We start from the raw sequence: 23,367 nt of genomic DNA, 5'->3' as shown, positions 1-23,367 counted from the left end.
CCCCGTCCCGGGTGGTCCGGGACGGGGCCGTCGGCGGCGCGGCCGTCCGCAGCGGGGGCCGGGCGGGCTACTGCACCCGCTGCACCGTCAGCTCCGAGATCCCCGGATGCGGCTTGGGCTTCCCGCCGGCCGCCGGGGACGGGTCACCGTGCACCTCGACCCGTACGTACCGGGCCATGGTCCGGCCCGCGTATCCGGTCCCTGACCAGTGCTTTCCGTCCCGGGAGACCTGGACGTTGAAGGACGTGGGCCGGGTCGCGTTCCAGTGCGGGGTGATCTGCCCGATGCGGGTGATGCGTCCGAGGTCGACGGTGAGGGTGCCGTTGGCGGAGTCCGGCACCCAGGCGGTGGTGGCGTTGCCGTCCACCGCCGCGGCCGCGTACAGACCGGGCTCCTCGGAGGTCGCCGTGGCGGACGTGCAGCGGGCCGCGTTCGAGGTCGCCGTCAGGTCCGGGCGGCGGGTCTTCAAGACGGCCGGCAGCCCCCGGCTGACGATCTTCTCGCCCTCCGGCGACTCGATCCGCATCGGCGCTCCGGCGGTCAGCCGCACGGTGGTCTGGTGCGCGCCGATCGCGACGTCATAGGTCCGGCCCTGCCAGCGCAGCCCGCGCAGGGTGACGCCCTCGGACAGCTGCGGCGGCAGCATCGGGTCGAGGTGCACCCGGTCCTCGCGCAGCCGCAGCCCCGTCAGCCCGTGGGTGAAGGTCTGCAGAAAGCCTCCCTTGCCGGTGAGGAAGTCCTGTGCGGGCTTGCCGGCGTGCGGGTCGTCGGCGCCGGCCTTGTTGCCGCGCGCCTCGGAGAACTCGTGGAACGGGCCGCGGACGAACGGCTGAATGGCCCGCATCAGATAGGTGTACGTCGAGCAGCCGGCCTCGCCGATCCCGGCCGCGTCGATGGCGTGCACCGAGTCCGTCATGGCCGGGCCGTCCGGGTCGGTGTGCCCGGCGTAGAAGTCCAGCGTGCGGGCCGCCTGGGTCTGCGACATCGGCCATTCCAGCGGGTACATCAGCAGCACGGTGTCGGCCTGCTTGATGGTCGTGCCCTGGTACCCGGCGTACTGCTCGAAGATCTTCTTCTTGCTGTCGTAGGGGATCCGCAGCTTGTCGGCGACGGTCTTCCAGGCGGCCGGTGCCTTTTCGCCGAGGATCGCGGCGACCCGGGTGGCGTGCCGCAGCGCGGTGGCGGCACCGGCGTTGGTGAACACCCCGTCGTTGACGCCGTTGCTGTACTCGTCCGGTCCGGCGACGTTCTTGACCGAGTAGCTGCCGTCGGCGTTACGGGTGGCCCGGGAGGCCCAGAATTCGGCGATGCCCTTGAGGACCGGCCAGCCGCGGGACTTCAGCCAGGCGGTGTCCTTGGTGGCGAGGTAGTACTGCCAGGTGGCGAGGGAGATATCGCCCATGAGGTGGTTCTGGGTCCTGCAGTGCGGCGGGTCCCAGCTGTGGCACTCGTTCCACAGATCGCCCTTGCTGCCGCTGGTCCAGGCGTAGAACAGCCCGTCGTAGCCCAGCTTCCTGGCGTTGGCGCGGGCCCCGGCCCGGGTCTTGTAGCGGTAGTCGACGATCGAACGGGCGAGTTCGGGGTGGCTTGCGAGCAGGCTCGGGTACATCCAGGTCTCGGCGTCCCAGAAGATCTCACCGGCGTAGTTGTCGCTGGTCAGGCCGGTGGGGCCGATGCTGTTGTCGCTGCCGGCGCGGGTGGCGGACAGCAGTCCGTACTGCGCCGAGCGCACCCAGGACTGCAGCCGGCGCTGTCCCTTGACCTCGATGTCGCTGCGCCACAGCCGCTGCCAGGCGGCGGTGTGCCGGGCGAAGAGGGCGTCCCAGCCGAGGCCGGCGGCCCGGCGCGAGGCGGCGTCGGCGGCGGCCCGCGGGGAGCGGGAGGTGAGCGCGGTGTCCACGCCGACGTACTTGGTCAGCTCGTAGGAGCGGCCGCTGCGGACCGGGAAGGACACCCGCCGGCGGTTGCTCAGCTTGTCCTTCTGCGGCTCCCGCCGGAGCTGCTGCGCCCGGACGCCGGGTCCGGTGCGCAGGGTGGAGGCCACCGCGCCCTCGGTCTTCGTGCCGTCCGTGCGGAACCCGACGTCCATGGTGCCGCCGGTGCTCCGGCCGGCGGCAGGCGTCATCCGGCGGGCGCCCCGGCCGTCGAGACCGTCGGTGACGGTGGCCGCGCCGCTCCAGTGGGGCGTCATCCGCAGCCGGACCGCGCCGGTGTGCGCGTCGTTGCGGTCGGCGAGCACGTCGTAGACCAGATCGGTGGCGCGCCCGTCGGCGGCCGTCCAGGTCAGTGAGGTACGGACGAAGCCGCAGCGCAGGGACAGGGTCTGGCGGTAGTGCGAGATCCGGCCGGGTGCGGTGGCGGAGGAGAAGGTGTCGGGGCGTGCGCCGCCGGTGGCGACATCGAGGGTGGTCCAGGTGGGGAGGGCGGCGATGGCCTGCCGGCCCGCGACGTTCTCGGGGCCCTTGGCGTAGAGCCCGGAGACGAACGAGCCGTCGTACCCGGGCGTCTTCAGCGGCCAGCCGGTCGTGCCGCCGGGTGCGGCGTAGCCGGTGCCGTTGGGCGGGACCCGTTGCCCGAGGTAGCCGTTGCCGACGTAGGCGTGGTAGTCGTCCTTGGGGTCGATCCGGGTGGAGGTCGCGGTCCAGCCGTCGCCGCCGTCGCCGCGCAGACAGGGTCCCTGTGCGCCGCCGGCCGGTCCGCCCGCGGGCATCCGGACGGGCGCCGAGGCCGAGGCCGATACGGGCGCGAGGACCGCGACCAGGGCTCCCGCGAGCAGCGGGGCGACCAGCCCCCGCGAGCGGCGGGCGGGCCGGGGCTGCCGCTCCGCCTCGTCCCGCGGTGGCCGGTGGACGGGGTGCAGTGCCGAATGTTCCATGGCTCTCCGTTGTACGGGCGCGTCCGTGCCGCGTGGTTGCACGCAGCACGGACCTCACCGTGAACATCATCAGGCCCCCGCCTGCCCCGCACCCTAGGACGACTCCGCCGTCCGGGTCACGGGGTCTGCCGCAAACGGTGCCGAGCTGCTGCCGCCGAGGTGCCCGATTGGTCAACAAGGCCCTTGATGCGGCACACTTTTAGACTGACCAGTCAGATCAAAGGGGAGGGGTGTTCGTGAACACCACCCGCCAGGGGGCGGCGGTCGACGCCAGGGGCATAGGAGTGAAGGGTCCACGTGGCTGGGCCTTCCAGGGGATCGGCATCAGCGCGGAACCGGGTGCGCTGATCGCCGTCCAGGGCTCCTCCGGTTCCGGCCGTACCTGCCTGCTGCTGGCCCTCACCGGCCGGATGCGGATCACCGCGGGCGAGGCGACGGTCGCCGGCTTCCCGCTTCCCCAGCGCATGGGTACGGTGCGCAGCCGTACCGCCATCACCCATGTACCGGGCGTCACCGAACTCGAACCGGCCCTCACGGTCGGCGAACACCTCAAGGAACAGGCCCTGCTGGGCCACCGTTTCCAGGGCCTCGGCGCCTCGCTCCCCTGGGGCAGGCGCCAGAAGGAAGCCACCCGGGCCCGGGTCGACGCCGCCCTCGCGGCCGTCGGGCTCGACCCCGGCACCCTCGTCAAGGGCCTCCGGACGCACGTCCGCGACCTGGAGCGCCTTGAGGCGCTGCGGCTCTCGCTCGCCCTCGGGATCATGCACGGCCCGCAGTTGCTGGCCGTCGACGATGTCGACCTCAAGCTGTCGGCGGACGAACGCACCGCGGCCTGGCAGCTGCTGCGGGACCTGACGCACACCGGCACCACGGTCGTGGCCACCGGCAGCGATGCCCCGGCGGACGCCCTGATCGTGCGCACCACGCCCGCACCGGCCGCCTCGGCCACGTCTGACACGTCTGACACGTCTGACACACCTGACACGTCGACCACGCCTGACGCGTCGGCCATGCCTGACGCACCGGCCACCTCGGACGCCGCACCGCCCGCCGCCGGATCCACCGCGGCGGACACCCGCCCCCACACCGACGAGGAGGAAGCAGCGGATGCGTTCGCCGAAACTGGCCGCGCTTGAGCTCAGGCGTTTCGGCAGGGGGAAGCTGCCCCGGCTGGGCCTGGTGGCCCTGACGCTGATTCCCCTGCTGTACGGAGCGCTGTACCTGTGCTCCTTCTGGGACCCCTACAGCCGCCTGGACAAGATCCCGGTCGCCCTCGTCAACGACGACCGTGGCGCCACCGCCGACGGCAAGAAGATCACCGCGGGCGACGACCTGGCCGACAAGGTCAAGGACAGCAAGACCTTCCACTGGGAGCAGGTCAGCGCCGCGGACGCCGCCAAGGGCGTCGAGAACGGCACGTACTACCTCTCGCTGACCGTCCCGCAGGACTTCAGCAAGCGGATCGCCTCCAGCTCCGGTGACAACCCGCAGACCGGCGCGCTCAAGGTCCGTACCAACGACGCCAACAACTACGTCGTCGGCTCGATCTCCAAGTCGGTCTTCTCCGAGATCCGGGCCAAGACCTCGGCGAGCTCATCGCGCGCCATGCTCGACAAGATATTCGTCTCGTTCTCCGACCTGCACGACCAGACCGCCAAGGCGGCGGACGGGGCCGGGAAGGTCGACAAGGGGGTCGGCAGCGCCAAGAAGGGCTCCGGTGACCTCGCGGACGGCCTCGGCAAGCTCAACGAGGGCGCCGGCAAGGTCAGTCAGGGCGCCGGCGACCTGAGCAAGGGCGCCTCGACCGCCGTCGCCAAGGCCCATCAGCTCAGCCAGGGCGCTGGCCGGGTCGCCGACGGCACCCAGCAGCTCGCCGAGAAGGTCCACGGCCTCGCCAAGAAGGACCTGCCCTTCCTGCGGGAGCACGGCAAGGAGATCGGTCAGGGCGCGCAGTTCGTCGCCCACGCCACCGAGACCATCGACGACGTCCTCGACACCCTGCCGGGCGACTCCGCCAAGGCCGCCACCCAGGCCCGCAAGAACGCCGACAACGCCGCGGAGATCTACCAGGACCGCTGCGGCGGGCTGCTGGACACCGACCCCGACTGCACCAAGCTGAAGGCGCTCGCGGACGGCAGCAAGGTCGCCGCGGACGCGGCGGAGAAGGTCAACGACGCCGTCGCCGGGGCGGACTTCGGGCCGCTGCGCAGCAAGCTGCACGAGGTGCACCAGGGCGCGGTGATGGTCGCCGAGCAGGCACCGGGCATCGGGCAGCGCGCGGACACCGCGATCCGTCAGATCAACGAGCTCAACGCCGGTGCCCACAAGGTCTCCCAGGGCGCGGGCCTGTTCGCCGACGGCATCGGTTCGCTCGCCGACGGCGCGGGCAAGCTCGCCGACGGCGCCGGCAAGGTCCACAGCGGCGTCGGCGACGCCAAGGACGGCGCCGTCAAGCTCACCGGGGGGCTCTTCAAGCTCAAGGACGGCACCAACCAGCTGGCCGACGGCCTGCACAGCGGTGTCGACAAGATCCCGGACTACAACAAGAAGGACCGCGACGCCCGCACCGAGGTGATGGCCGACCCGGTCGCGCTGGCCGCCAAGTCGATGCACAAGGCGCCCAACTACGGCACCGGCCTGGCGCCGTACTTCATCCCGCTCTCCCTCTGGGTCGGCGCGATGGTCGCGTTCATGCTGCTCCCGGCGCTGGGCAAGCGGGCCCTGGCCGCGGGCGCACCGGGCTGGCGGATCACCCTCGGCTCCTGGCTTCCCGCCTACGCCGTCGGTGCCGTACAGGTGCTGGCCCTGATGGCCGTCCTGCACTGGGGGCTGGGACTGGAGATGGCCCGCCCGGCCGCCACCATCGGCTTCCTGCTGCTGGCCACGGCCACGTTCACCGCGATCATCCAGCTGCTGGGCGCATTCTTCGGACCGGCCGGCCGGGTGCTGACCCTGGTCGTCCTGATGCTCCAGCTGACCTCGGCGGGCGGCACCTACCCGGTGCAGACCAGCCCCGGTTTCTTCGGTGCCATCCACCCGTTCCTGCCGATGAGTTACGTGGTCGACGGCCTGCGCCGGCTGATCACCGGCGGTGACCTCGCCATCGTCTGGCAGGGCTGTGGCGTCCTGGTGGCCTTCGCCGTCGGCGCCCTGGCCCTGACCGCCCTGACGGCGCGCTCCGGGCAGGGGGTGCGTAGGACTGACAGGCCCCGGCAAGTTCCCCTGTGCGGGTTCCCCGGGGGACCGGGGGCTGTGCGGTTGCGTGCACCTCCCGGGGGGCCTCCCCCGTCACCGCCCCTGAGGCCTCGCCCGTCACCGCCCCGGGGGCCTCCCCCGTCACCCGCCGCGCCTCGACGCGCCGCCGGCTGTTCGACGCGGCCGTGACCCTCATCGCGGAACAGGGCTTCTCCGCCACCACCGTCGAGGAGATCGCCGACCGCGCCGGTGTCGCCAAGGGCACCGTCTACTACAACTTCGCCAGCAAGAACGTCCTCTACGAGGAGCTGCTGCGGGACGGCATCGACCTGCTCGCCGGCTCACTCCAGCGGGCCGCCGACGCCACGGCGGCCCGCGGCGGCACCCGGATCGACGCCCTGGACGCCATGATCCGCGCGGGACTGGACTTCATCGCCTGCTCCCCCGCCCTCATCCAGCTCTACGTCGCCGAACTGTGGCGCACCAACCGCACCTGGCGCGCCACCCTCACCTCCGTACGCGGCCGCGCCCAGGCCGTCGTCGAGTCCGTCCTGCGGGACGCCGTGCACACCGGCGAACTCTCCGGCGAACTCGACATCCCCCTCACCGCCTCCGCGCTCCTCGGCATGGTCCTGGTCGCCGCCCTCGACTGGCAGTCCTTCCAGCCGGACCGCTCGGTCGAGGAGGTGCACGCGGCCCTGTCGCGGCTGGTGCAGGGGCGGGTGAGCGGGGGCGGGTGAGCCCGGCGGGGCCCAACCGCCGTTGCTTGCCGACCGGTTGAGGCAGGACCCGGCGCTTCGGGTGCCCCCGGCACCTCGGGCGTCCCAGGAACCGCAAACGGCCTCCGGGCCGGTGCGGCCGCACGGCGCCGCGGGCGTTCGGGTCACGGCGTCATCCAGAACCCGGATGTGTGGGCGCGAACATCCGCAGCCGGGCCGGGAGTACGACGACCGAGGGGCCGGGGGCCGACAGCGCCGCCGCCAGGTCCGTGCGGAGCTGTTCCGGGGTCGTCCGGACGGCGGGGACGCCGAACGACTCGGCCAGCGCCACGAAGTCCGGCCGGGCCAGTTCGGTGGCGGTGGCCGCACCGAAGGCGTCGGTCATGTACTCGCGCAGGATGCCGTAGCCGCCGTCGTCCACGATGAGCCAGGTCACCGGCAGGTCGTACTGCCGGGCGGTGGCGAGTTCGGCGATCGAGTACATCGCGCCGCCGTCGCCGGAGACCGCGAGCACCGGCCGCGCCGGATCGGCGACGGCCACGCCCAGGGCCGCCGGGAAGCCGTACCCCAGTCCCCCCGCGCCCTGCGCCGAATGCAGCGCGTTGGTGCGCCGCGGGTCGAAGGCGGACCAGGCCCAGTAGGCGAGGATCGTCATGTCCCAGCAGCTGACCGCGCCGTCGGGCAGCGCGTCCCGCACCGAGGCCAGGATCTGCTGCTCCAGGCCGAGATGCTGTCCGGCGATCCGGTCGCGGACCCGCGCCAGGAGGTCGGCGACGGCGGCCTCGGGGTTGGGCGGCCCGGCGCCCTCGGGGGCGGACGGCCCGGCGCCCTCGGGGGCGGACGGCCCGCCGGCCTCGGGGTTGGGTGCCCCGGCGGCCTCGGTGGGGCCGGCGTCCCGGGGCTCGCGTTCCCCCACCTCCTTGACCAGCGCGGCCAGCGCCGCCCGCGCATCCGCGTGGATGCCCAGCGCGGCATGGTTGGACTCCAGCTTGCCGAGGTCCGCCTCGATCTGTACGACGTGCCCCAGCGGCCGGAACGTGTGGTAGTTCGAGGAGAGTTCACCCAGCCCCGAGCCGACGACCAGGAGGGTGTCCGCGTCCTCCAGGAAGGTCGTGGTGTAGCGGTCCTCCAGCCAGGACTGCAGCGAGAGCGGATGCTCCCACGGGAAGGCGCCCTTGCCGCCGAAGGTGGTGGCCACCGGAGCCCGCAGCTGCTCGGCCAGTGCCAGCAGCTCCGCCTCGGCCCCGGCCCGTACGACTCCGCCGCCGGCCAGGATCACCGGCCGCCGGGCCCGGGTCAGCCGGTCCGCCGCCGCCGTGATCAGCTCGGGCCGCGGCAGCAACTCCCGTGGCCTGGCGTCCAGTTCGACCACCGGAGGAACGTCGGCCGCCGCCAGCAGCACATCCTGCGGGATCTCCAGCCACACCGGTCCGTGCGGGGCGCTCAGCGCCGACTCCCAGGCGGCGGCCACCGCCGAGGGGATCTGCGAGGCGGTACGCGCCGTGTGGACGGACTTGACCACGCCCCGGAACGAGGCGCTCTGGTCGGTGAGTTCATGGAGGTAGCCGTGGCGCCCGCCGCCGATCCCGGCCAGCGGCACCTGGCTGCCGATGGCCAGTACGGCGGCCGAACCGGCCGCCGCCTCCTGCAGGGCGGCCAGCGTCATCAGCGCGCCGGGGCCGGTGGAGACCAGCAGCGGCGCGACCCCGTGCGTGGTCCTGGCGTACGCATCGGCGGCGAAGCCCGCGTTGTTCTCCACCCGCAGCCCCACGTAGCGCAGCGCGGAGCGGCGCAGCGCGTCGAACATCCCGAGCGCATGCTGCCCCGGCAGCCCGAAAACGGTGTCGGCGCCGAGCGCGGCCAGCGACTCGACGACCAGGTCACCGCCGTTGCGCCGGTGCTGCGGGGGCGTGGGGGTGGTGGTGCTCATGGGTGCGAACTGCCTTCCGTGCGGGGCGGACGTGTGGTGAAGCGGACGTGTGGGGGGGGACGGACGTGTGGGGGGCGGTGGAGCGGACGTAGGGCGGACAGGGGTGCCTGTGCCCCGGCCTTGAGGCTGCGCCAGGGGGCCAGGGGCTGATGTCCGGTCAGGTCAGGCCCGGTCAGGCCCGTCCGGGAGCGGCCGGGGGCTTCAGCGCCAGTGCCACCGCCCCGGCCGTATCGCCCTCCGGGTCGCCGCCCGAACCGCCGTCCAAGCCGTCGCCGCCCGTCCGGCCGGCCAGCCGCGCCCGCCAGGCCGCCAGCACCGCCGCGTCCGTGGGCCTGGTGGCCAGGCTGACCGCCACATACGCCACGAGCGAGGCGATCAGCCCGTAGTAGACCGGCTCGTTGGCGAGGACGCCGAGCGAGACCATCAGGCCGATGACGGTCAGCCCGCCGACCGCGACCGAGGCGAGCGCGCCGGCGGCGTTGCCCCGCTTCCACAGCAGCCCGCCGAGGATGGGCACCAGCAGACCACCGACGAGGACGTTGTAGGCGAGGGTGAGCGCCTCGACGACATTGTTCAGCGCGATCGCGATGACGATGACCACGAGGCCCATGAGAAGGATGAACACCCGGTTGCCGCGCACCTCGTCGTGCGCCCCGTCGCCCTCCCTCCCCTCCCCGTCCCCAACCCCATCCCCGGCCTGCTGCGCCCCGGACGCCTGGCCGCCTGCCCCTTCCGCGGCCGGGCGCCGCCGTATTGCGGCGCGGCCCTTCGCCCGGGACCAGATGTCGTGGTTGGCGACCGTGGCACAGGCGATCAGCGCACCCGACGACGTCGACATCACCGCGGACAGCGCCGCCGCCAGCACCAGTCCCCGCACACCCACCGGCAGTGCCGCCTTGACGATCGTCGCGAATGCGTCGTCCGGGCTGCCCAGATGCGGGTAGAGCACCTTGGCGGCGGTGCCGATGACCGCACCGGCCAGCGCGTAGGCGAGACAGTACGTGCCGGCCGCGGTGCCGCCGAGGCGCGCCACCTTGTCGCTGCGCGCGGTGAACACCCGCTGCCAGATGTCCTGCCCGATCAGCATGCCGAAGGAATAGATCAGTACGTAGGTGAAGACGGTCTGGCCGCCGATGCCGAGCGGTGCGAAGTAGTCGTCCGGCAGCTGTGCCTTCATCGCGGCGAAGCCGCCCGCCTTGATGACGGCGATGGGCAGCAGGAGCAGCAGCACACCGATCGTCTTGACGACGAACTGGACCATGTCGGTGAGGGTGATCGACCACATGCCGCCGAGCGTCGAGTACGCGACGACGATCGCCCCGCCGAGGACGATCGAGAGCGTGCGGTCCATGCCGAAGAGCACATCGAAGATGGTCGCGTAGGCGAGGGTCGAGGTCACCGCCAGCATGAGCGTGTACGCCCACATGACGACACCGGAGATGATCCCGGCGGAGCCTCCGTAGCGCAGATCGAGCATCTCGGAGACCGTGTAGACCTTCAGCCGGGCGATCCGGGCCGAGAAGAAGACGCTCAGCGCGAGCAGCCCGAGGCCGATGGTGACCACCATCCAGGCGCCGGACAGGCCGTACCGGTAGCCGAGGCCCACGCCGCCGATGGTGGAGGCGCCGCCGAGCACGATCGCCGCCATGGTTCCCGAGTACATCGCGGGGCCGAGGCGGCGGCCGGCAACCAGGAAGTCGCTCTTGGATGTGGCGCGCCGCATTCCCCACCAGCCCATGGCGAGCATTCCGGCCATGTAGAGCACGATCACCGCATAGTCGACAGCCATGGGCCATCCCTTCCAACTGCGCCGAGGGGAGAGGGGGTGTGAGGGGTGTGGCGTGAGGTGGGGGACGACGGGCGCGCGGCGGGCGGGGGTCCCGCCGCGCGCCTCGTCTCGGGGGTTGACCCTAGGAGGCCGAAAGGCAACGCTGAAGCGTACGTTTCCTCCATTCACCACCCCTTGATGTGGAGGGTTCGCACATGCCGCAGCCCCTGCCCCCGCCGTCCACCCCGCCGGTCCCGCTGGCAGCCCTCCTCGCCCGTACGGATCTGGGTCTGCGCCAGATCGCCGGCCCCCGCGAGGGCGTCGCGATCCACTGGGTGCACACCTCCGAGATGGCCGACCCGGTGCCGTACCTCCTGGGCGGCGAGCTGCTGCTGACGGCGGGGGTGCATCTGGCGGAGGTGATGAGGGGCGACGGCGCCGCCCTCGATGAGTACCTAGACGGCTATGCCGCCCGTACCGTCGCGGCCGGCGCCGCCGCCCTCGGCTTCGGGATCGCGCCGGTGCACGACACCGTCCCCCGCGCCCTGGTGGCGGCCTGCGACCGGCACGGCCTGCCGCTGGTCGAGGTCCCGGCGGGCACCCCGTTCACGGCCGTCGAGAGCGCCGTATGGCAGGCGGTGACCAAGGCCCGGCACCACGAGCTGACCCGGCTCAGCGAGGCACAGCGCGCGCTGGCCGCGGCCGCCGCCCGCCCCGGCCCGGCAGCCGCCGTGCTGCGCGCACTGGCCCGCCATGTGCACGGCTGGACCGCGCTGCTCGCCCCGGACGGCGCGGAACACGGCTCCGCCGGCCCCCGCCCGGCCCCCTCCGTCCGGGCCGCGGCCGGCCGTCTCGCCCAGGTCGTCGGCGCGGGCGGCCCGTCCTCGGCCACCGACACCCTCCCCGGCAGCTCACTGTCCGCCTACGCCCTGACGGGACGCGCGCGTGGCGACCGGGCACTCGCCCTGGTGGTCGCCGCGGATCCGCACGATCCGCCTGCGCACACCATCGCGGGCGTCGCCGCGGTGCTCCTCTCGCTGATCACCAGCCCGGCCACCGACCACGGCCCGGCCGCTGCCGGGCACGGCGCTGCCCTGGTCCGGCTGCTCCTCGGCGCCCGCCCGGCCGAGGTCGCCCCGCTCCTCGGGCCGTCCCACTGGACCGTTGTCCACGCCGAACGCCGCCGTGACACAACGGAGTCGGCGGCCTCGCTGGCCACCGCTCTCGGCACCTCGCTCGTCGCCCCGGACACCGGAACCGGGCCGGCCACGGCCCCTGAGACGCACCCCGGCACCGGCACCGAGGCGGCAGCCGCCCCCGGCGCCGCCCCCACCCTGCGCGCCCTGGTCCCCGCCGACCGTGAGATCACCGCGCAGCCGGGCTGGACCCTCGGCGTCAGCGCACCCGTCCCGGTGGCGGAGCTGCCGGCCGCCGACCGGCATGCCGCGTCCGCCCTGCGCCGCGCCCTCGCCGGCCGCGCCCCTTTGGTACGCCACCGCACCCCCGGCCCCCACAGCATCACCTCGCTCGTCGCCCCCACGGACGCCCAGCAGCACGCCCACGCCCTGCTCGCCCCGCTGGCCGGCTCCCCACCCCTCCTCGCCACCCTCCACAACTGGCTCTCCTTGCACGGCAGTTGGGACCGCACCGCGAATGCCCTCAGCATCCACCGCAACACCGTCCGCCAGCGCATCACCCGTATCGCCGGCCTCCTCGACACCGATCTGGACGACCCCGACGTCCGCATGGAGCTGTGGTTCGCCCTCCGTTCACTCGACCGGGGCACCCCGCCCGCCTGACGCCGACCGCGGCGCATCCCGCCCCGGGGAGAGAACGCCTCCGGCCCCGGGGAGAGAACGCACCCCACCCGGGAAAAGAACGACGCCCGGCCCGCCACGAAAACCGTGGCGGGCCGGGCGTCATCGGCCGGTGCCGTGAGACCGGGCACCGTGAGACCGGGCGCCGTGACCGGCCCCCTGAGGCCGGCGCCGCGACCGCCCCCCTGAGGCCGGCGCCTACGCGCCGCCGTGCCGTGCCGCCGCGATCTGCCGCGACATGATCGTCGTCAGCTCGTACGCCGTGTGGGAGGCGGCCACGCAGGTGATCTCCGCATGGTCGTACGCCGGGGCCACCTCCACGACGTCCGCCGAGACCAGGTTGCACGACGACAGCCCGCGCACGATCTCCAGCAGTTCGCGGGAGGTGAGACCGCCGGCCTCGGGGGTGCCGGTGCCGGGCGCGTGCGCCGGGTCCAGGACGTCGATGTCGATGGAGATGTACAGCGGACGGTCACCGATGCGCTGGCGCAGCTGGTCGGCGACCTCGTCCACCCCGCGGCGCATGACGTCCGCGGAGGTGACGATGCCGAAGCCCATCTTCTCGTCGTCGTCGAGGTCCTTCTTGCCGTAGAGCGGGCCGCGGGTGCCGACGTGGGAGAGCGCGGAGGTGTCGAGGATGCCTTCCTCGACGGCCCGGCGGAACGGGGTGCCGTGGGTGTACTCGGCCCCGAAGTAGGTGTCCCAGGTGTCCAGATGGGCGTCGAAGTGCAGCAGCGCGACCGGGCCGTGCTTCTTGGCGACCGAACGGAGCAGCGGGAGGGCGATGGTGTGGTCGCCGCCGAGGGTCATCATGCGGGCGCCGGAGGCGAGCAGGTCGTCGGCCGCGGCCTCGACCGTCTCCACGGCCTCGTTGATATTGAAGGGGTTGGCCGCGATGTCACCGGCGTCGGCGACCTGCGCCAGCGCGAACGGGGACGCGTCCTGGGCCGGGTTGTAGGGGCGCAGGAGACGGGACGCCTCGCGGATGGCGTTGCCGCCGAAGCGGGCTCCGGGGCGGTAGGAGACGCCGGTGTCGAAGGGGACACCGACGACGGCCACATCGGCCCGGCCGCCGACCTCGTCGAGCCGGGGCAGTCGGGCGAAGGTGGCGGGCCCGGCGTAACGCGGGACGCGGGAGGAGTCGACGGGGCCCACGGGCCCGTTGGATGGGCTGGCTGCGGTGGTCATGAGGGTGAGAGTAGGGAGGGCCGGGCGCCCGGCCCATGGACATTTGCGGAGACGGGGCCGGAGGCATTGGACGTTTTGGCCAGGGCGCCCCGGAACGGGCGGTGGCCAGGGGCTCCCGCCGGACGGGCCGTAGCCAGGGCTTTCCTCAGAACCGGCCGTGGCCAGGGGCCCCGGCATCCGCACCGCGGTGCCGCCGCTCCGGCATCCGCACCGCGGTGCCGCCGCTCCGGCATCCGCACCCCGGTGTCCGGGCTGCGGAACTCTCCGGCCCCGGAACAGGTGTACGGGCACAATGGGCGCTATGCCGATAGCCTCCGCAGCCCCCGCCCCCTCGCGCGCCGCCCTCGTCGATCATCTCGTACGGACCCGGATCGCCGGTGACGTCGCCACCCCCCGCGAGAACAACCTCTCCCACTACCGCAGACTCGCCAACGGCGAGCGCCACTACTGGTTCGGCCTGGAGTTCGGCGACCGCTGGACGGACGAGCAGGATGTGCTGGCCGTGATGGCGGAGCGCTGCGGGGTCGTCGACGATCCGCACCACCGGCAGGGGCAGGACACCATCGACCCCGAGCTGACGGTGGATGCGCTGGACCGGACGGCCGCGGTGCTGCGCAAGGCGGCCGCCGACGGGCAGCGGGTGCTGTTCGCGACCGGCCACCCGGGCGGGCTGCTCGATGTGCACCGCGCGACGGCCGAGGCACTGCGGGCGGCGGGCTGCGAAATCGTCGTCATCCCGGACGGGCTGCGGGCGGACGACGGCATGGTCTTCCAGTTCGGCGACGTGGCGATGCTGGAGCGCGGCGCGACGCTGTGGCACACCCACTCCCCCGAGCCGATGACCGCGATCCTGGACGGGCTGGAGCGCGACGGCCGGCCGCTGCCGGACCTGGTGATGGCCGACCACGGCTGGGCGGGCTGCGCGGGCCAGCGCGGCATCGACGCGGTGGGCTTCGCCGACTCCAACGACCCGGCCCTCTTCCTGGCCGAGGCCGAGGGCACGGTCCAGGTGACCATCCCGCTCGACGACCACGTCCTGAGCCCGCGCCACTACGACCCGCTGACGGCCTATCTGCTGGACGCGGCGGGGCTGGGCTGACAGCCTCCCGGCCGGTGGGCGACACCTGACAGCGCTGCTCTGAGGGCCGATCTGGCGTGGCGATCGCCGTCGCGCCAGGGCACTACCCGCGGACTTGCGGTGCACGCTTGCGCTGAATGATGAAGTACTCCGCGACGAGGACATTTCCCAGCAAGGCCGCCCAAGCGCTCGCGGTATAAATGTCCCGGTACTCCACCGAGGGCATCAGCAGCAGACCGGCCAACTGGTAAAGCCGCAGCGTCACGGCGGCGAACGTGAACGCATAGTTGCGGATCATCCAGATCCGATGCAGCTGCACCTCACCTCGCCGGATGGTCCGGTAAGCCTGAGCCGCCGTGAACAACCACGCCGCGATGAGCATATAGAACGCGACCTGTAGTGGAAATCCACTCGGGGTGACTGCAGCAGCATACGCGGCCGCCAGCGCAGCAAGAACAACGGAAATGAGATACACCCGGCCCGCTATGCGATGCAATCGAGGAAACCGGGTACGCAACCGAGGCACGAACTGCCACGGCCCGATGCTCAACGCCAGCCCGGCGGGCAGTGCGTGCACCACCAGACTTGCGTAATATCCTACGATATGCCGGTCGATGGGTATCGTCGAACTCCCCATCAGATATGGCGGCACAAAGTAAGCCGTGATGCCGAGCGCCAACACGGTCAGAAGACTCCACTGAGACCACCACCAGCGACGGCGGGCATTCCGTGACGCAACTGAACTGGACATATGCAACTCCAATAGCTGAAATGCTTGAAAGGGGCTATAGCTGGACGGGTTTCAGTCAACGGCAGCAGTAAAACGCCGCGATTGATCAGGCATTGCGAGGCGAGCCGACCATGTTCGGCGTTACTCCGGCGAGCCTTTCTCCAATGAACACCCGGGTGGGCGCCCTCGCACACGCCCGCCCAAACCCCCAGCCTCTTACTTTGCGACTTGCAGCACATCCAGAACTGTCAAGATTTCCGAGAATTCCTGGAAAACTCGACACTCTTCGCTTTGCACCGGTTGGGAACTATTCATCGCCGCGAAAAACAACCAACAAGGCCCAACGGACCCGACATCTTCGCAAAATCGGCGGATGAGAAACGTAGCCCGCTCAGGCCTGGCCGGCGGCAGCCGGATCCTTCAGCAACCCTCTCCCACCGCTACGCCCCGTCACCGAGGTTCACTCGTTTGCTTACGGATGTAAGGCTACAAACGTTAGGCCAGTACTGGCAAGCGGATCCGCCAATAAACTTCTCGCTGTAAGGTGACGGGGTGAAGGACACTGGATCAGCAGAGGAGCCGACCACCCCGAAGCGGGTCCGCGCACGTAACCGAAGGGGTGAGGGTGGGCGTCTGCGCGAGGAGATCATCACTGCGGCGGCGGAGTTGCTCGACGAGACCGGCGACCAGCACGCCGTCACTCTGCGGTCGGTCGCCCGGCGGGTCGGGATCGCCGCCCCCTCGATCTACTCGCACTTTCCGGACCCGCCGGCCATCATGCTGGCGGTCGTACAGCGGGAGTTCGCCGAGCTGGAGCGCTGCCTGAGCGCCGCGGTGGAACAGGCCGGCGACGACCCCCGCCGTCGGCTGTTCGCCGTCTGCGACACCTATCTCCACTCCGCCCAGAGCCATCCCGAGCGCTACCGCACCATGTTCGGCGGCCTGTGGACGCCGACGCTGGGCGACAGTTCCCTGACCGAGGAGGACCTCGCCACGCTCGGCGCGTCCTCCATGCGGATACTCGTCGATGCCCTCGGCGCCTGCGCCGCCGCGGGCATCGCCACCAGCACAGACCTGCCCGCTGACGCGACGGCGCTCTGGGTGGGCCTGCACGGACTCGCCCACCAGCGCGCCGTCAGCCCCTCCTTCCCGTGGCCCGCGGACATCGCCGAACGCATCATCACCTCACTCGCCCACCTCACCTCCACCCATGGGCGGCCCTGCCCGGAGTAGGGCGGGCGCTCGGGGGTGGCGTCGGCGACCACGTTCGGGGTCGTCGCTCCGGGAGTCGGGCACGTTCCGGCCGGTCGCCACGTCGTGCGCCCAGACGAGATCCGGCAGGAACAACGATCGTGGAACAGCTCTGAACGTCTCCGCCCAATCGGGCGTCAGTGTTCCCGCTTCGAAGAGGTACCGCGCCGGCCAGTCACTGGCGCGGTACCCCTGCGCAGAGTTGAGCCTCACGCGTGGTGCGTCCCGTCGCCGGGCGGCATGCCACCGTCCGGGGACGACGGCGGAGGCGGCGTCCAGGGCCGGCCAGGGTATCCGTCCCCGCCGTCTCCTCCGCCGTCGCTCACGAGGAAGCAGGTCTTTCCGTCGGGACTCACCCACGGCAGCAGGCGCGTGGTCTGTGACTCGCTCATCGCGCCGCCACCTCCACCCCCAGGACGCGAACACGAGGACATCGACGTTGCCGCGAAAGGCATACGGACACGGGGAACCACCGCCTTGCTCCTTGGATGCACCAACAAGCGAAAAGCAGCAAGTGCCCCAGCTGGCCGCCCGCGGGAGTCGCTTACCGTGTAGGCAAAGGGTTGAGATCACCTGTCGCCAGGAGGACGCGTGGGTACCAGCGAGTGGGTCAGCACCTCGATGCCGTATCTGACGCCCCGCGAGAAAGGGCAGTCCGATGCCTGGGGCGCGGAGACCGCCGCCCGTGGCCGCCGCGGCAGCCAACGCATCGTGCACGCAGGGGAGATCGCGGCACTGCCCGAGATCGCGGAACTTCTGGGAATCGCGGAGGGTGAGAACGTCGTCGTACGCCGTCGCGTGATGTATGTCGACGACGCGCCCTGCGAACTGACCGACACCTACTACCCCGTCCACATCGCACAAGGGACCCGGCTGGCCGGGACCGCCAGGATTCCCGGCGGCGCGATCTCGCTCCTCGCCGGCCTCGGGTACGTCGGCGTCCGGGTCCAGGAGGACGTCGTCGCCCGGATGCCCAGTCGCGAGGAACGCGAGGCGCTGCGGACCGGTGACGACGAACCGGTGCTCCAGCTGACACGGGTCACGCTCGACGCGCACGACCAGCCGATCCAGGTCGACAGGATGGCGATGCCCGGACGCCTTCAGCGGCTGCGCTACGAGATCAAGATCGGATGACTGTGCCGAGAACCGAAGACGACGCGTACGACCGCCGTTCCCTGCACGAACGGATCGCCGCCGACCTACGCGACGAGATCATGAGCGGTGACCTGGAACCGGGCGCGAAACTGCCGTCCACGACGCACCTCAAGGCACGGTTCGATGCTTCCGGCGCGACCGTGCAGAAGGCGCTCCAACTGCTCAAGGACGAACGCCTCGTCGTGGGTCGCGCCGGAGCGGCGGTGACGGTGCGCGAACACCGGCAGCAGACCATGCAGCCCGCTTCCTTCATGACACCTGTCGGCCCCGGCGAGCAGTACCGCTGGCTCACCGAGGCGGCGAAGCGCGGAGGCCGAGCGCGCAGCGATGCCGCGGAGGCCCTGGGTCTCCCGGACGGCGGAACGGCACTGCTCCGACGCCAGATTCTCCTGGTCGACGACGAACCGGCCGAACTGGTCACGTCCTACTACCCGTTGGACATCGCCCGCGGTACCGCGATGACGGAACGCCGCAGGATCAAGGGCGGTACGCCCACTCTCCTGGCCGAGCTGGGTCACCCGCCCCGCCGCAGCGTCGACCGGGTCTCCGCCCGCGTACCCACTCAGGAGCAGTACGAGGCCCTCCGCCTTCCCAGCAGCCTGCCCGTCCTCCCGACCCTGCGAGTGGTCTACACGGACGACGAACGGCCCATCGAGGTCACCATCATGGCCAAGGCGGGCCATCTCCATGAACTCCAATACGAGTTCACGCCGGAGTGAGCGACCTGCTGGCACAGGGGAGAGCCGGCCGGCTTTTCATGCATTGCCGCCGGCTCCGGGGCGCGGTGGAGGCGGACGCTCCGCCGCTCGCCCAGTGGATCGCGTGTTCCGCCGGCGCCGGTGGATTCCGGGTCACGGCCTGGCCTGGGGCTGTTGGCTTTGCCGGTCGGACTCGGCCCATGCCCGCTCGGCTTGCTGCTGGATGTCGGTGAGGGACTTTCCCAGCGTCAGGGCGAACTTGTCGGCCAGACCCACGTAGTTCTTCGAACTCTTCGCATCGCTGAGCGTTTTGATGTAGGGATAGGCGGCGGGGAAGTGAGACTTCATCCAGTTGTCAACAAATTTCACCCGGTTGAAGGCGCCGTTGAACCTTGGACTCCTCAGCCACTTCTCGTGCTTCTTCAGCGCGGCGACGTCGAACTTCTTCAGAAGTGAATCCTTGGCTGCCCGGACCGCCGGAGCCGGGGAAGCAGTCGGCAGCCCGCTATCGGCGCTCTCACGCGCCGAGGACACGGGCAGTTCGCGGACGGGGCCTCCGGTGGGTTCGCGGACGGGGTTCTCCGCAGGTTCACGTGCGGCGCCGGGCCGCCCCGCGGAGGCGGTTTCCCGTGCGGGGGGCGGGTTCAGCTGCCGGTCGAAGTGGAGCCAGTCCCGGAAAACGTCGAAGCCTTGCCCGTCGTCATGCCAGGCGCTACCTGAAGTGACGGAGTGATGTCCGGGCGCCGGCGCGCGGACAACGTCCAGTTCATATCCGGCGGTGCTCCCGTTGGGCCGCGGCGCGGCAGCGCGGCGAACTCCACCGCCGGCTCGGGCGTCGGCCGCCAGTCTGCCGAGGGTGTCGACCAGGGAGTCAAGGCGCTGGCCGGAGCGAGCCGACAGGCCGGCCAGTTGGCTGATCTTCGTCATCATGCGCGTCACCTGGGTGATCGCGAGGGCGACGCAGCGGCTCACACCGACGATGAGCGAGGCGCCGAAGGTCCAGGCAGCGGCGGCCAGCGCAACGAGCATGGTCGCGACGATGTCGCCGAGAACGGAGGTGATCATGTCACGGATCAGGGCGCGAACCGCAGTGATCACCCCCATCGTGGTCTCGACCACGTATCCGGTGGTGTCCACGGCCTGGCCGACGGCGTGCATCCGCTGCGCGTGATCGGTGATGCTGTCACGGAAGCCGTCGGCGTCCAGGCCCTGCCAGTCGGCGGTGTGCGTACGCGCTGACGAGAGCATCCCCTCAGCGGCGTTGCGGAGGTCCTGCGCGTACGTGTGCAGGGACTCCGCCATTCCTGCTACGGCCTGCGGGTAGCCCGCGAGCAGGTCGAGCGGCTTGCGCAGGAAGGCCACGTGCTCGATGAGCCAGCCCAGCCCCACCGCGGTCAATTTGCTCAGCGGATCGAGACCGACCGCCACCACGTCGAGTACCGAGGACACCACGCCGATACCGATTTCCGCCGCCGCGGCCGCCACATCGCCGTCGTGAGCGCTGCGCACACCCTGGATCAACCCGTGGAAGCTGTCGACGATGCCGGCGCCCGAGGACCAGTTGGCCGAGGTGAGATCTAATTGCGACACAGGATCACCACTGGAGCTCGTTACGGATGCGCTGCACGCTGGCCTGTTCGATGTCTTCGTAGACGGACGCGGTGTCCTGTACCGATTTGGCCACGTCGGCCATGGTGTGTGCCAGGTCGTCGAGGTGATCGGCAGCCACTGCCATCGCGATGCGGGCGGGCACGCCGAGGGCCTGTGCCAGGAGCACACCGAAGGCGTCGACGTCCCCGCCGTTGAGGGAGTGAACTCCGTCGGACGCCCTGCTGATCTCGCTGACGGTGTCGTTCTTGAGGTAGTCGGCGAACCGTTTCAAGCCATCGGTGTCGACGCTGATGATGCCGGTCATGTCGTTGTGCGCCCCTCTGCCCTCGCCTCTTGGTGTGCCCGGTGTCACGGACGACGGGGACGCCCGTGCGGACCACCAGATGCCGCCGTTCTCGGCTTCAACCCGGTGGACGGCGCGTCGTCGGTGGTTCCCATGAACGGCGCCAGCACGTCCATCGCCGCCGGGTTCCCGTCGACCAGGTCGGCGAAGGCGGCACGAACGTCACCACTCGCGCGCAGGCTTGCCTCGTTGACGAGTTTCATCACCAGCGTGGCCAGCCGCTGAGGGGGGATGGTCCCGACGTTCCTGCCGAACGCGATGTCGAGAAGGTTGCCGCTCGGGCCCACGGTCACCGTCACCGACCGGTCGGGGGCCGCCTGTGTGACGGAGCATCCAGCCACAGCCTCGGCGGCCCGCTGCGCCTTCGCGTTCAGCTCCGCCACGTTGGTGTCCAGGTGCCGCAGGATGTCGTCATCGGATTCATCGGGCATGCCGTAGAGATCACCGCAGCGAGGCAACGCCTCCTCATTGCGCAAGTGAAATCCAGGCGGCTGTGCCATTAACAGCTCTCCTGCCGTATGTACGGGCGCCGCGATCGAGACCCGGCACTGCCGGATGCGCCGGCCGAGCCGGCGGCGGCGCCGTCGCCCGACACGCCGCCGAACGCGCCCCCGCCGCGCGACGCCGTACGCGAGCCGAACGCGCCCCCGCCGCACGACGCCGTACGTGAAGTCCGCCGTTTGCGGCTGGTGACGGTGACCGCGTTCTTGCCGCCGCTGCTACCCCCGCGGCACCCGGATGACCCCCTCCTGGATCACCGACACCGCCAGCTGTCCGTCCGCCGTGAAGATCCGGCCCTTGCCCAGGCCCCGGCCGCCCACGGCGGTGGGGGACTCCTGGTCGTAGAGGAGCCACTCGTCGGCGCGCGGTGGCCGGTGGAACCACATCGCGTGGTCCAGGCTGGCGCCGACCACGTCGCCGACCGCCCAGCCGCCCCGGCCGTGCGCGAGCAGGACCGAATCCAGCAGGGTCATGTCGGAGACGTAGGTGACCAGGCAGATGTCCAGCAGCGGGCGGGGGATCTCGCCGTCGTCGTCGAGCTTGCCCTGGGTGCGGAACCAGACCTGGGACCGGGGTTCGCGCACCTCGCCGACGGTGACGTAGGGCGGCTCGTCGACGTACCGCAGGTCGATCGCGGCCCGCGCCTCCAGCAGCCGTTCGGCGACGCCCGGCGGGAGGAACCGTCCGGCGTGCCGGGGCAGCATCTCGGCGGCGGTGGGCAGTTCCAGCGGATCCGGCGCCGGCGGCATCGGCTCCTGGTGCTCCAGCCCCTCCTCGTGGACCTGGAAGGAGGCCGAGAGGTGGAAGATCGGCCGGCCGTGCTGGACGGCGACGACCCGGCGGGTGGTGAAGGACCGGCCGTCGCGGATCCGGTCGACGGTGTAGACGATGGAGGCGCCGGGGTCGCCGGGGCGCAGGAAGTACGCGTGCAGGGAGTGCGGAATGGGGTCTCCCCTGCCCGAGCCGAGCCGAGAGCTTGGGGAACGGTCGGCACGGTTGGCGGGGACCGTACGGCCGGCCGCGACCAGCGCCTGGGCGGCGACCTGGCCGCCGAAGACCCGGGGCGCGGCCGAGGGGCGGCTCTCGCCGCGGAAGATGTCCTGCTCGATCCGCTCCAGCGCGAGCAGACCGAGCAGCGACTGCAGTGCGTCGTTCACGTGCGTGCGGCCCTTACGGGCTCAGAGGCCCATGGACTTGGCGATGATCGACTTCATGACCTCGCTGGTGCCACCGTAGATGCGGTTGACGCGGTTGTCGGCGTAGAGGCGGGCGATCGGGTACTCGTTCATGTAGCCGTAGCCGCCGTGCAGCTGGAGGCACTTGTCGATGACGCGGTGCGCGACCTCGGTGCAGAACAGCTTGGCGCTCGCGGCCTCGGCCGGGGACAGCTCGCCCGCGTCGAGGGCCTCCAGGGTCCGGTCGGCGACGGCCTGCGCGGCGTCCACCTCGGCCTGGCAGGCGGCCAGCTCGAACTTGGTGTTCTGGAAGGAGGCGACCGGCTTGCCGAAGACGGTGCGCTCCTGCACGTACTCCTTGGCGAAGCGGACGGCCGCCGCGGCCTGCGCGTACGCGCCGAAGGCGATGCCCCAGCGCTCGGAGGGCAGGTTCCCGCCCAGGTAGGAGAAGCCCTTGTTCTCCTCGCCGAGCAGGTCCTCGGCCGGCACCTGCACGTCGACGAACGCCAGCTCGGCGGTGTCGGAGACCTTCAGGCCGAGCTTGTCCAGCTTGCGGCCGACGGAGTAGCCCCCGGACGTGGTGTCGACGGCGAACAGGGAGATGCCGAAGCGGCGGTCGTCCTCCTTCGGCGCGGCGGTACGGGCGCAGACGATCACGCGGTCGGCGTGCACGCCGCCGGTGATGAAGGTCTTGGCGCCGTTGAGCACGTAATGCGTGCCGTCCTCGGAGAGCTTCGCGGTGGTCTTCATGCCCGCGAGGTCGGAGCCGGTGCCCGGCTCGGTCATCGCGAGGGCCCACATCTCCTCACCGGAGACGAACTTCGGCAGGAAGCGCTTCTTCTGCTCGTCGGTGGCGAGCATCTTGAGGTACGGCAGACCGAGCAGCACATGCACGCCGGAGCCGCCGAAGGAGACACCCGCACGCGCGGTCTCCTCGTACATCACGGCCTCGAACTTGTACGAGTCGATGCCCGCGCCGCCGTACTCCTCGTCGACGCGGATGCCGAATATGCCCAGCTCGGCGAGCTTGTAGTAGAAGTCACGCGGCGTCTGGCCCGCGGCGAACCATTCGTCGTACACCGGTACGACCTCGGCCTCGATGAAGGCCCGCAGGGTCTCCCGGAACGCCTCGTGATCCTCGTTGAACACCGTACGGCGCATGCCATGGCCTCCTTAGACCGCCGCGTCTGGCTAAGCGCTTGCTCAGCTTCTCTCCGGAGCGAAAGCTACCGGCCAGTCACCAAAGCTGTCCAGAGGTGAACAAAACCCGATACAAAGGCGGGTGCCCGGCCCGGCGCGCAACCCGGCGTGCAGCCCGCCGCGCAACCCGGCG

General features: G+C 71.2%; 18 protein-coding genes. 8 read left to right on the top strand and 10 right to left on the bottom strand.

The features are described 5' to 3' along the window. Positions 1 to 67: 67 nt before the first annotated feature. Positions 68 to 2,875, bottom strand: a complete 2,808-nt coding sequence (locus tag ACWGJY_RS20545; protein WP_453262245.1) for a discoidin domain-containing protein — start codon at positions 2,873 to 2,875, stop codon at positions 68 to 70. 236 nt (positions 2,876 to 3,111) lie between these two features. Between ACWGJY_RS20545 and ACWGJY_RS20540 the strand changes: the two genes are divergently transcribed. The 3 genes from ACWGJY_RS20540 to ACWGJY_RS20530 are packed head-to-tail and all read left to right on the top strand — an operon-like array spanning position 3,112 to position 6,810. Then, positions 3,112 to 4,011 (top strand): ATP-binding cassette domain-containing protein, encoded by a 900-nt coding sequence (locus ACWGJY_RS20540; RefSeq protein WP_453262244.1) that lies wholly within the window; start codon positions 3,112 to 3,114, stop codon positions 4,009 to 4,011. Further along, positions 3,983 to 6,259, top strand: coding sequence for a YhgE/Pip family protein (locus tag ACWGJY_RS20535; RefSeq protein WP_453262243.1), 2,277 nt, complete (start codon positions 3,983 to 3,985; stop codon positions 6,257 to 6,259). The genes ACWGJY_RS20540 and ACWGJY_RS20535 overlap by 29 nt, the downstream gene beginning before the upstream one ends. Next, the gene (locus tag ACWGJY_RS20530; RefSeq protein WP_453262280.1) at positions 6,241 to 6,810 is read left to right on the top strand and encodes a TetR/AcrR family transcriptional regulator; all 570 of its coding nucleotides are present in this window, start codon (positions 6,241 to 6,243) and stop codon (positions 6,808 to 6,810) included. The genes ACWGJY_RS20535 and ACWGJY_RS20530 overlap by 19 nt, the downstream gene beginning before the upstream one ends. A gap of 151 nt (positions 6,811 to 6,961) precedes the next feature. On the opposite strand, the gene ACWGJY_RS20525 is transcribed toward ACWGJY_RS20530, so the two are convergent. Both ACWGJY_RS20525 and ACWGJY_RS20520 read right to left on the bottom strand, forming a co-directional pair. Beyond that, complete coding sequence (locus tag ACWGJY_RS20525; protein ID WP_453262242.1) at positions 6,962 to 8,719, bottom strand: thiamine pyrophosphate-binding protein; 1,758 nt, start codon at positions 8,717 to 8,719, stop codon at positions 6,962 to 6,964. A gap of 172 nt (positions 8,720 to 8,891) precedes the next feature. Continuing rightward, complete coding sequence (locus tag ACWGJY_RS20520) at positions 8,892 to 10,508, bottom strand: sodium:solute symporter (protein WP_453262241.1); 1,617 nt, start codon at positions 10,506 to 10,508, stop codon at positions 8,892 to 8,894. Between the two features lie 194 nt (positions 10,509 to 10,702). On the opposite strand from ACWGJY_RS20520, the gene ACWGJY_RS20515 reads away from it, so the two are divergent. Beyond that, positions 10,703 to 12,286, top strand: a complete 1,584-nt coding sequence (locus ACWGJY_RS20515; RefSeq protein WP_453262240.1) for a helix-turn-helix domain-containing protein — start codon at positions 10,703 to 10,705, stop codon at positions 12,284 to 12,286. Between the two features lie 216 nt (positions 12,287 to 12,502). On the opposite strand, the gene speB is transcribed toward ACWGJY_RS20515, so the two are convergent. Continuing rightward, entirely contained in the window at positions 12,503 to 13,492 is a 990-nt protein-coding gene (speB, locus tag ACWGJY_RS20510; protein WP_453262239.1) for an agmatinase, read from the bottom strand. Between the two features lie 301 nt (positions 13,493 to 13,793). Here speB and ACWGJY_RS20505 point away from each other — a divergent pair, with 301 nt between their 5' ends. After that, complete coding sequence (locus ACWGJY_RS20505; protein ID WP_453262238.1) at positions 13,794 to 14,591, top strand: phosphatase; 798 nt, start codon at positions 13,794 to 13,796, stop codon at positions 14,589 to 14,591. Between the two features lie 82 nt (positions 14,592 to 14,673). Here the strand turns inward: ACWGJY_RS20505 and ACWGJY_RS20500 are convergent, their stop codons facing one another. After that, positions 14,674 to 15,252, bottom strand: coding sequence for a DUF2306 domain-containing protein (locus ACWGJY_RS20500; protein ID WP_453262237.1), 579 nt, complete (start codon positions 15,250 to 15,252; stop codon positions 14,674 to 14,676). 600 nt (positions 15,253 to 15,852) lie between these two features. Here ACWGJY_RS20500 and ACWGJY_RS20495 point away from each other — a divergent pair. The 3 genes from ACWGJY_RS20495 (at position 15,853) to ACWGJY_RS20485 (ending at position 18,425) form a co-directional block, all read left to right on the top strand. After that, entirely contained in the window at positions 15,853 to 16,533 is a 681-nt protein-coding gene (locus ACWGJY_RS20495) for a TetR/AcrR family transcriptional regulator (RefSeq protein WP_453262236.1), read from the top strand. 609 nt (positions 16,534 to 17,142) lie between these two features. Then, positions 17,143 to 17,685 carry a UTRA domain-containing protein gene (locus ACWGJY_RS20490; RefSeq protein WP_453262235.1) on the top strand — a complete coding sequence of 181 codons (543 nt, stop codon included), beginning with the start codon at positions 17,143 to 17,145 and terminating at the stop codon, positions 17,683 to 17,685. After that, a complete protein-coding gene (locus ACWGJY_RS20485; protein ID WP_453262234.1) occupies positions 17,682 to 18,425 on the top strand; it encodes a GntR family transcriptional regulator in 744 nt (247 codons plus the stop codon). The genes ACWGJY_RS20490 and ACWGJY_RS20485 overlap by 4 nt, the downstream gene beginning before the upstream one ends. 132 nt (positions 18,426 to 18,557) lie before the next feature. Here ACWGJY_RS20485 and ACWGJY_RS20480 read toward each other — a convergent pair whose 3' ends face one another. The 5 genes from ACWGJY_RS20480 to ACWGJY_RS20460 all read right to left on the bottom strand — a co-directional run bounded on the left by ACWGJY_RS20480 (position 18,558) and on the right by ACWGJY_RS20460 (position 23,195). After that, positions 18,558 to 19,994, bottom strand: coding sequence for a WXG100 family type VII secretion target (locus tag ACWGJY_RS20480; protein WP_453262233.1), 1,437 nt, complete (start codon positions 19,992 to 19,994; stop codon positions 18,558 to 18,560). Between the two features lie 4 nt (positions 19,995 to 19,998). Further along, positions 19,999 to 20,319 (bottom strand): type VII secretion target, encoded by a 321-nt coding sequence (locus ACWGJY_RS20475; protein WP_453262232.1) that lies wholly within the window; start codon positions 20,317 to 20,319, stop codon positions 19,999 to 20,001. Between the two features lie 44 nt (positions 20,320 to 20,363). Next, on the bottom strand, positions 20,364 to 20,858 hold the full coding sequence (locus ACWGJY_RS20470) for a YbaB/EbfC family nucleoid-associated protein (protein WP_453262231.1): 495 nt from the start codon (positions 20,856 to 20,858) through the stop codon (positions 20,364 to 20,366). Positions 20,859 to 21,077: 219 nt separating this feature from the next. After that, positions 21,078 to 22,016, bottom strand: a complete 939-nt coding sequence (locus ACWGJY_RS20465; protein WP_453262230.1) for an acyl-CoA thioesterase — start codon at positions 22,014 to 22,016, stop codon at positions 21,078 to 21,080. Positions 22,017 to 22,037: 21 nt separating this feature from the next. Then, positions 22,038 to 23,195 (bottom strand): acyl-CoA dehydrogenase family protein, encoded by a 1,158-nt coding sequence (locus ACWGJY_RS20460; RefSeq protein ID WP_453262229.1) that lies wholly within the window; start codon positions 23,193 to 23,195, stop codon positions 22,038 to 22,040. Between the last annotated feature and the right edge of the window lie 172 nt (positions 23,196 to 23,367).

It is taken from the genome of Streptomyces sp. NPDC054765, from assembly GCF_053612065.1.
The sequence above is the reverse complement of the archived record's forward strand: the minus strand, read 5'-3'. Positions and strand labels throughout refer to the sequence as shown.

Bases quoted from the DNA above. Each gene is read 5' to 3' on its own strand.
- ACWGJY_RS20485 (WP_453262234.1), top strand. From the start codon at position 17,682: ATGACTGTGCCGAGAACCGAAGACGACGCGTACGACCGCCGTTCCCTG.
- speB (WP_453262239.1), bottom strand. From the start codon at position 13,492: ATGACCACCGCAGCCAGCCCATCCAACGGGCCCGTGGGCCCCGTCGAC.
- ACWGJY_RS20460 (WP_453262229.1), bottom strand. From the start codon at position 23,195: ATGCGCCGTACGGTGTTCAACGAGGATCACGAGGCGTTCCGGGAGACC.
- ACWGJY_RS20545 (WP_453262245.1), bottom strand. From the start codon at position 2,875: ATGGAACATTCGGCACTGCACCCCGTCCACCGGCCACCGCGGGACGAG.
- ACWGJY_RS20505 (WP_453262238.1), top strand. From the start codon at position 13,794: ATGCCGATAGCCTCCGCAGCCCCCGCCCCCTCGCGCGCCGCCCTCGTC.
- ACWGJY_RS20515 (WP_453262240.1), top strand. From the start codon at position 10,703: ATGCCGCAGCCCCTGCCCCCGCCGTCCACCCCGCCGGTCCCGCTGGCA.
- ACWGJY_RS20535 (WP_453262243.1), top strand. From the start codon at position 3,983: ATGCGTTCGCCGAAACTGGCCGCGCTTGAGCTCAGGCGTTTCGGCAGG.
- ACWGJY_RS20470 (WP_453262231.1), bottom strand. From the start codon at position 20,858: ATGGCACAGCCGCCTGGATTTCACTTGCGCAATGAGGAGGCGTTGCCT.
- ACWGJY_RS20475 (WP_453262232.1), bottom strand. From the start codon at position 20,319: ATGACCGGCATCATCAGCGTCGACACCGATGGCTTGAAACGGTTCGCC.
- ACWGJY_RS20520 (WP_453262241.1), bottom strand. From the start codon at position 10,508: ATGGCTGTCGACTATGCGGTGATCGTGCTCTACATGGCCGGAATGCTC.
- ACWGJY_RS20525 (WP_453262242.1), bottom strand. From the start codon at position 8,719: ATGAGCACCACCACCCCCACGCCCCCGCAGCACCGGCGCAACGGCGGT.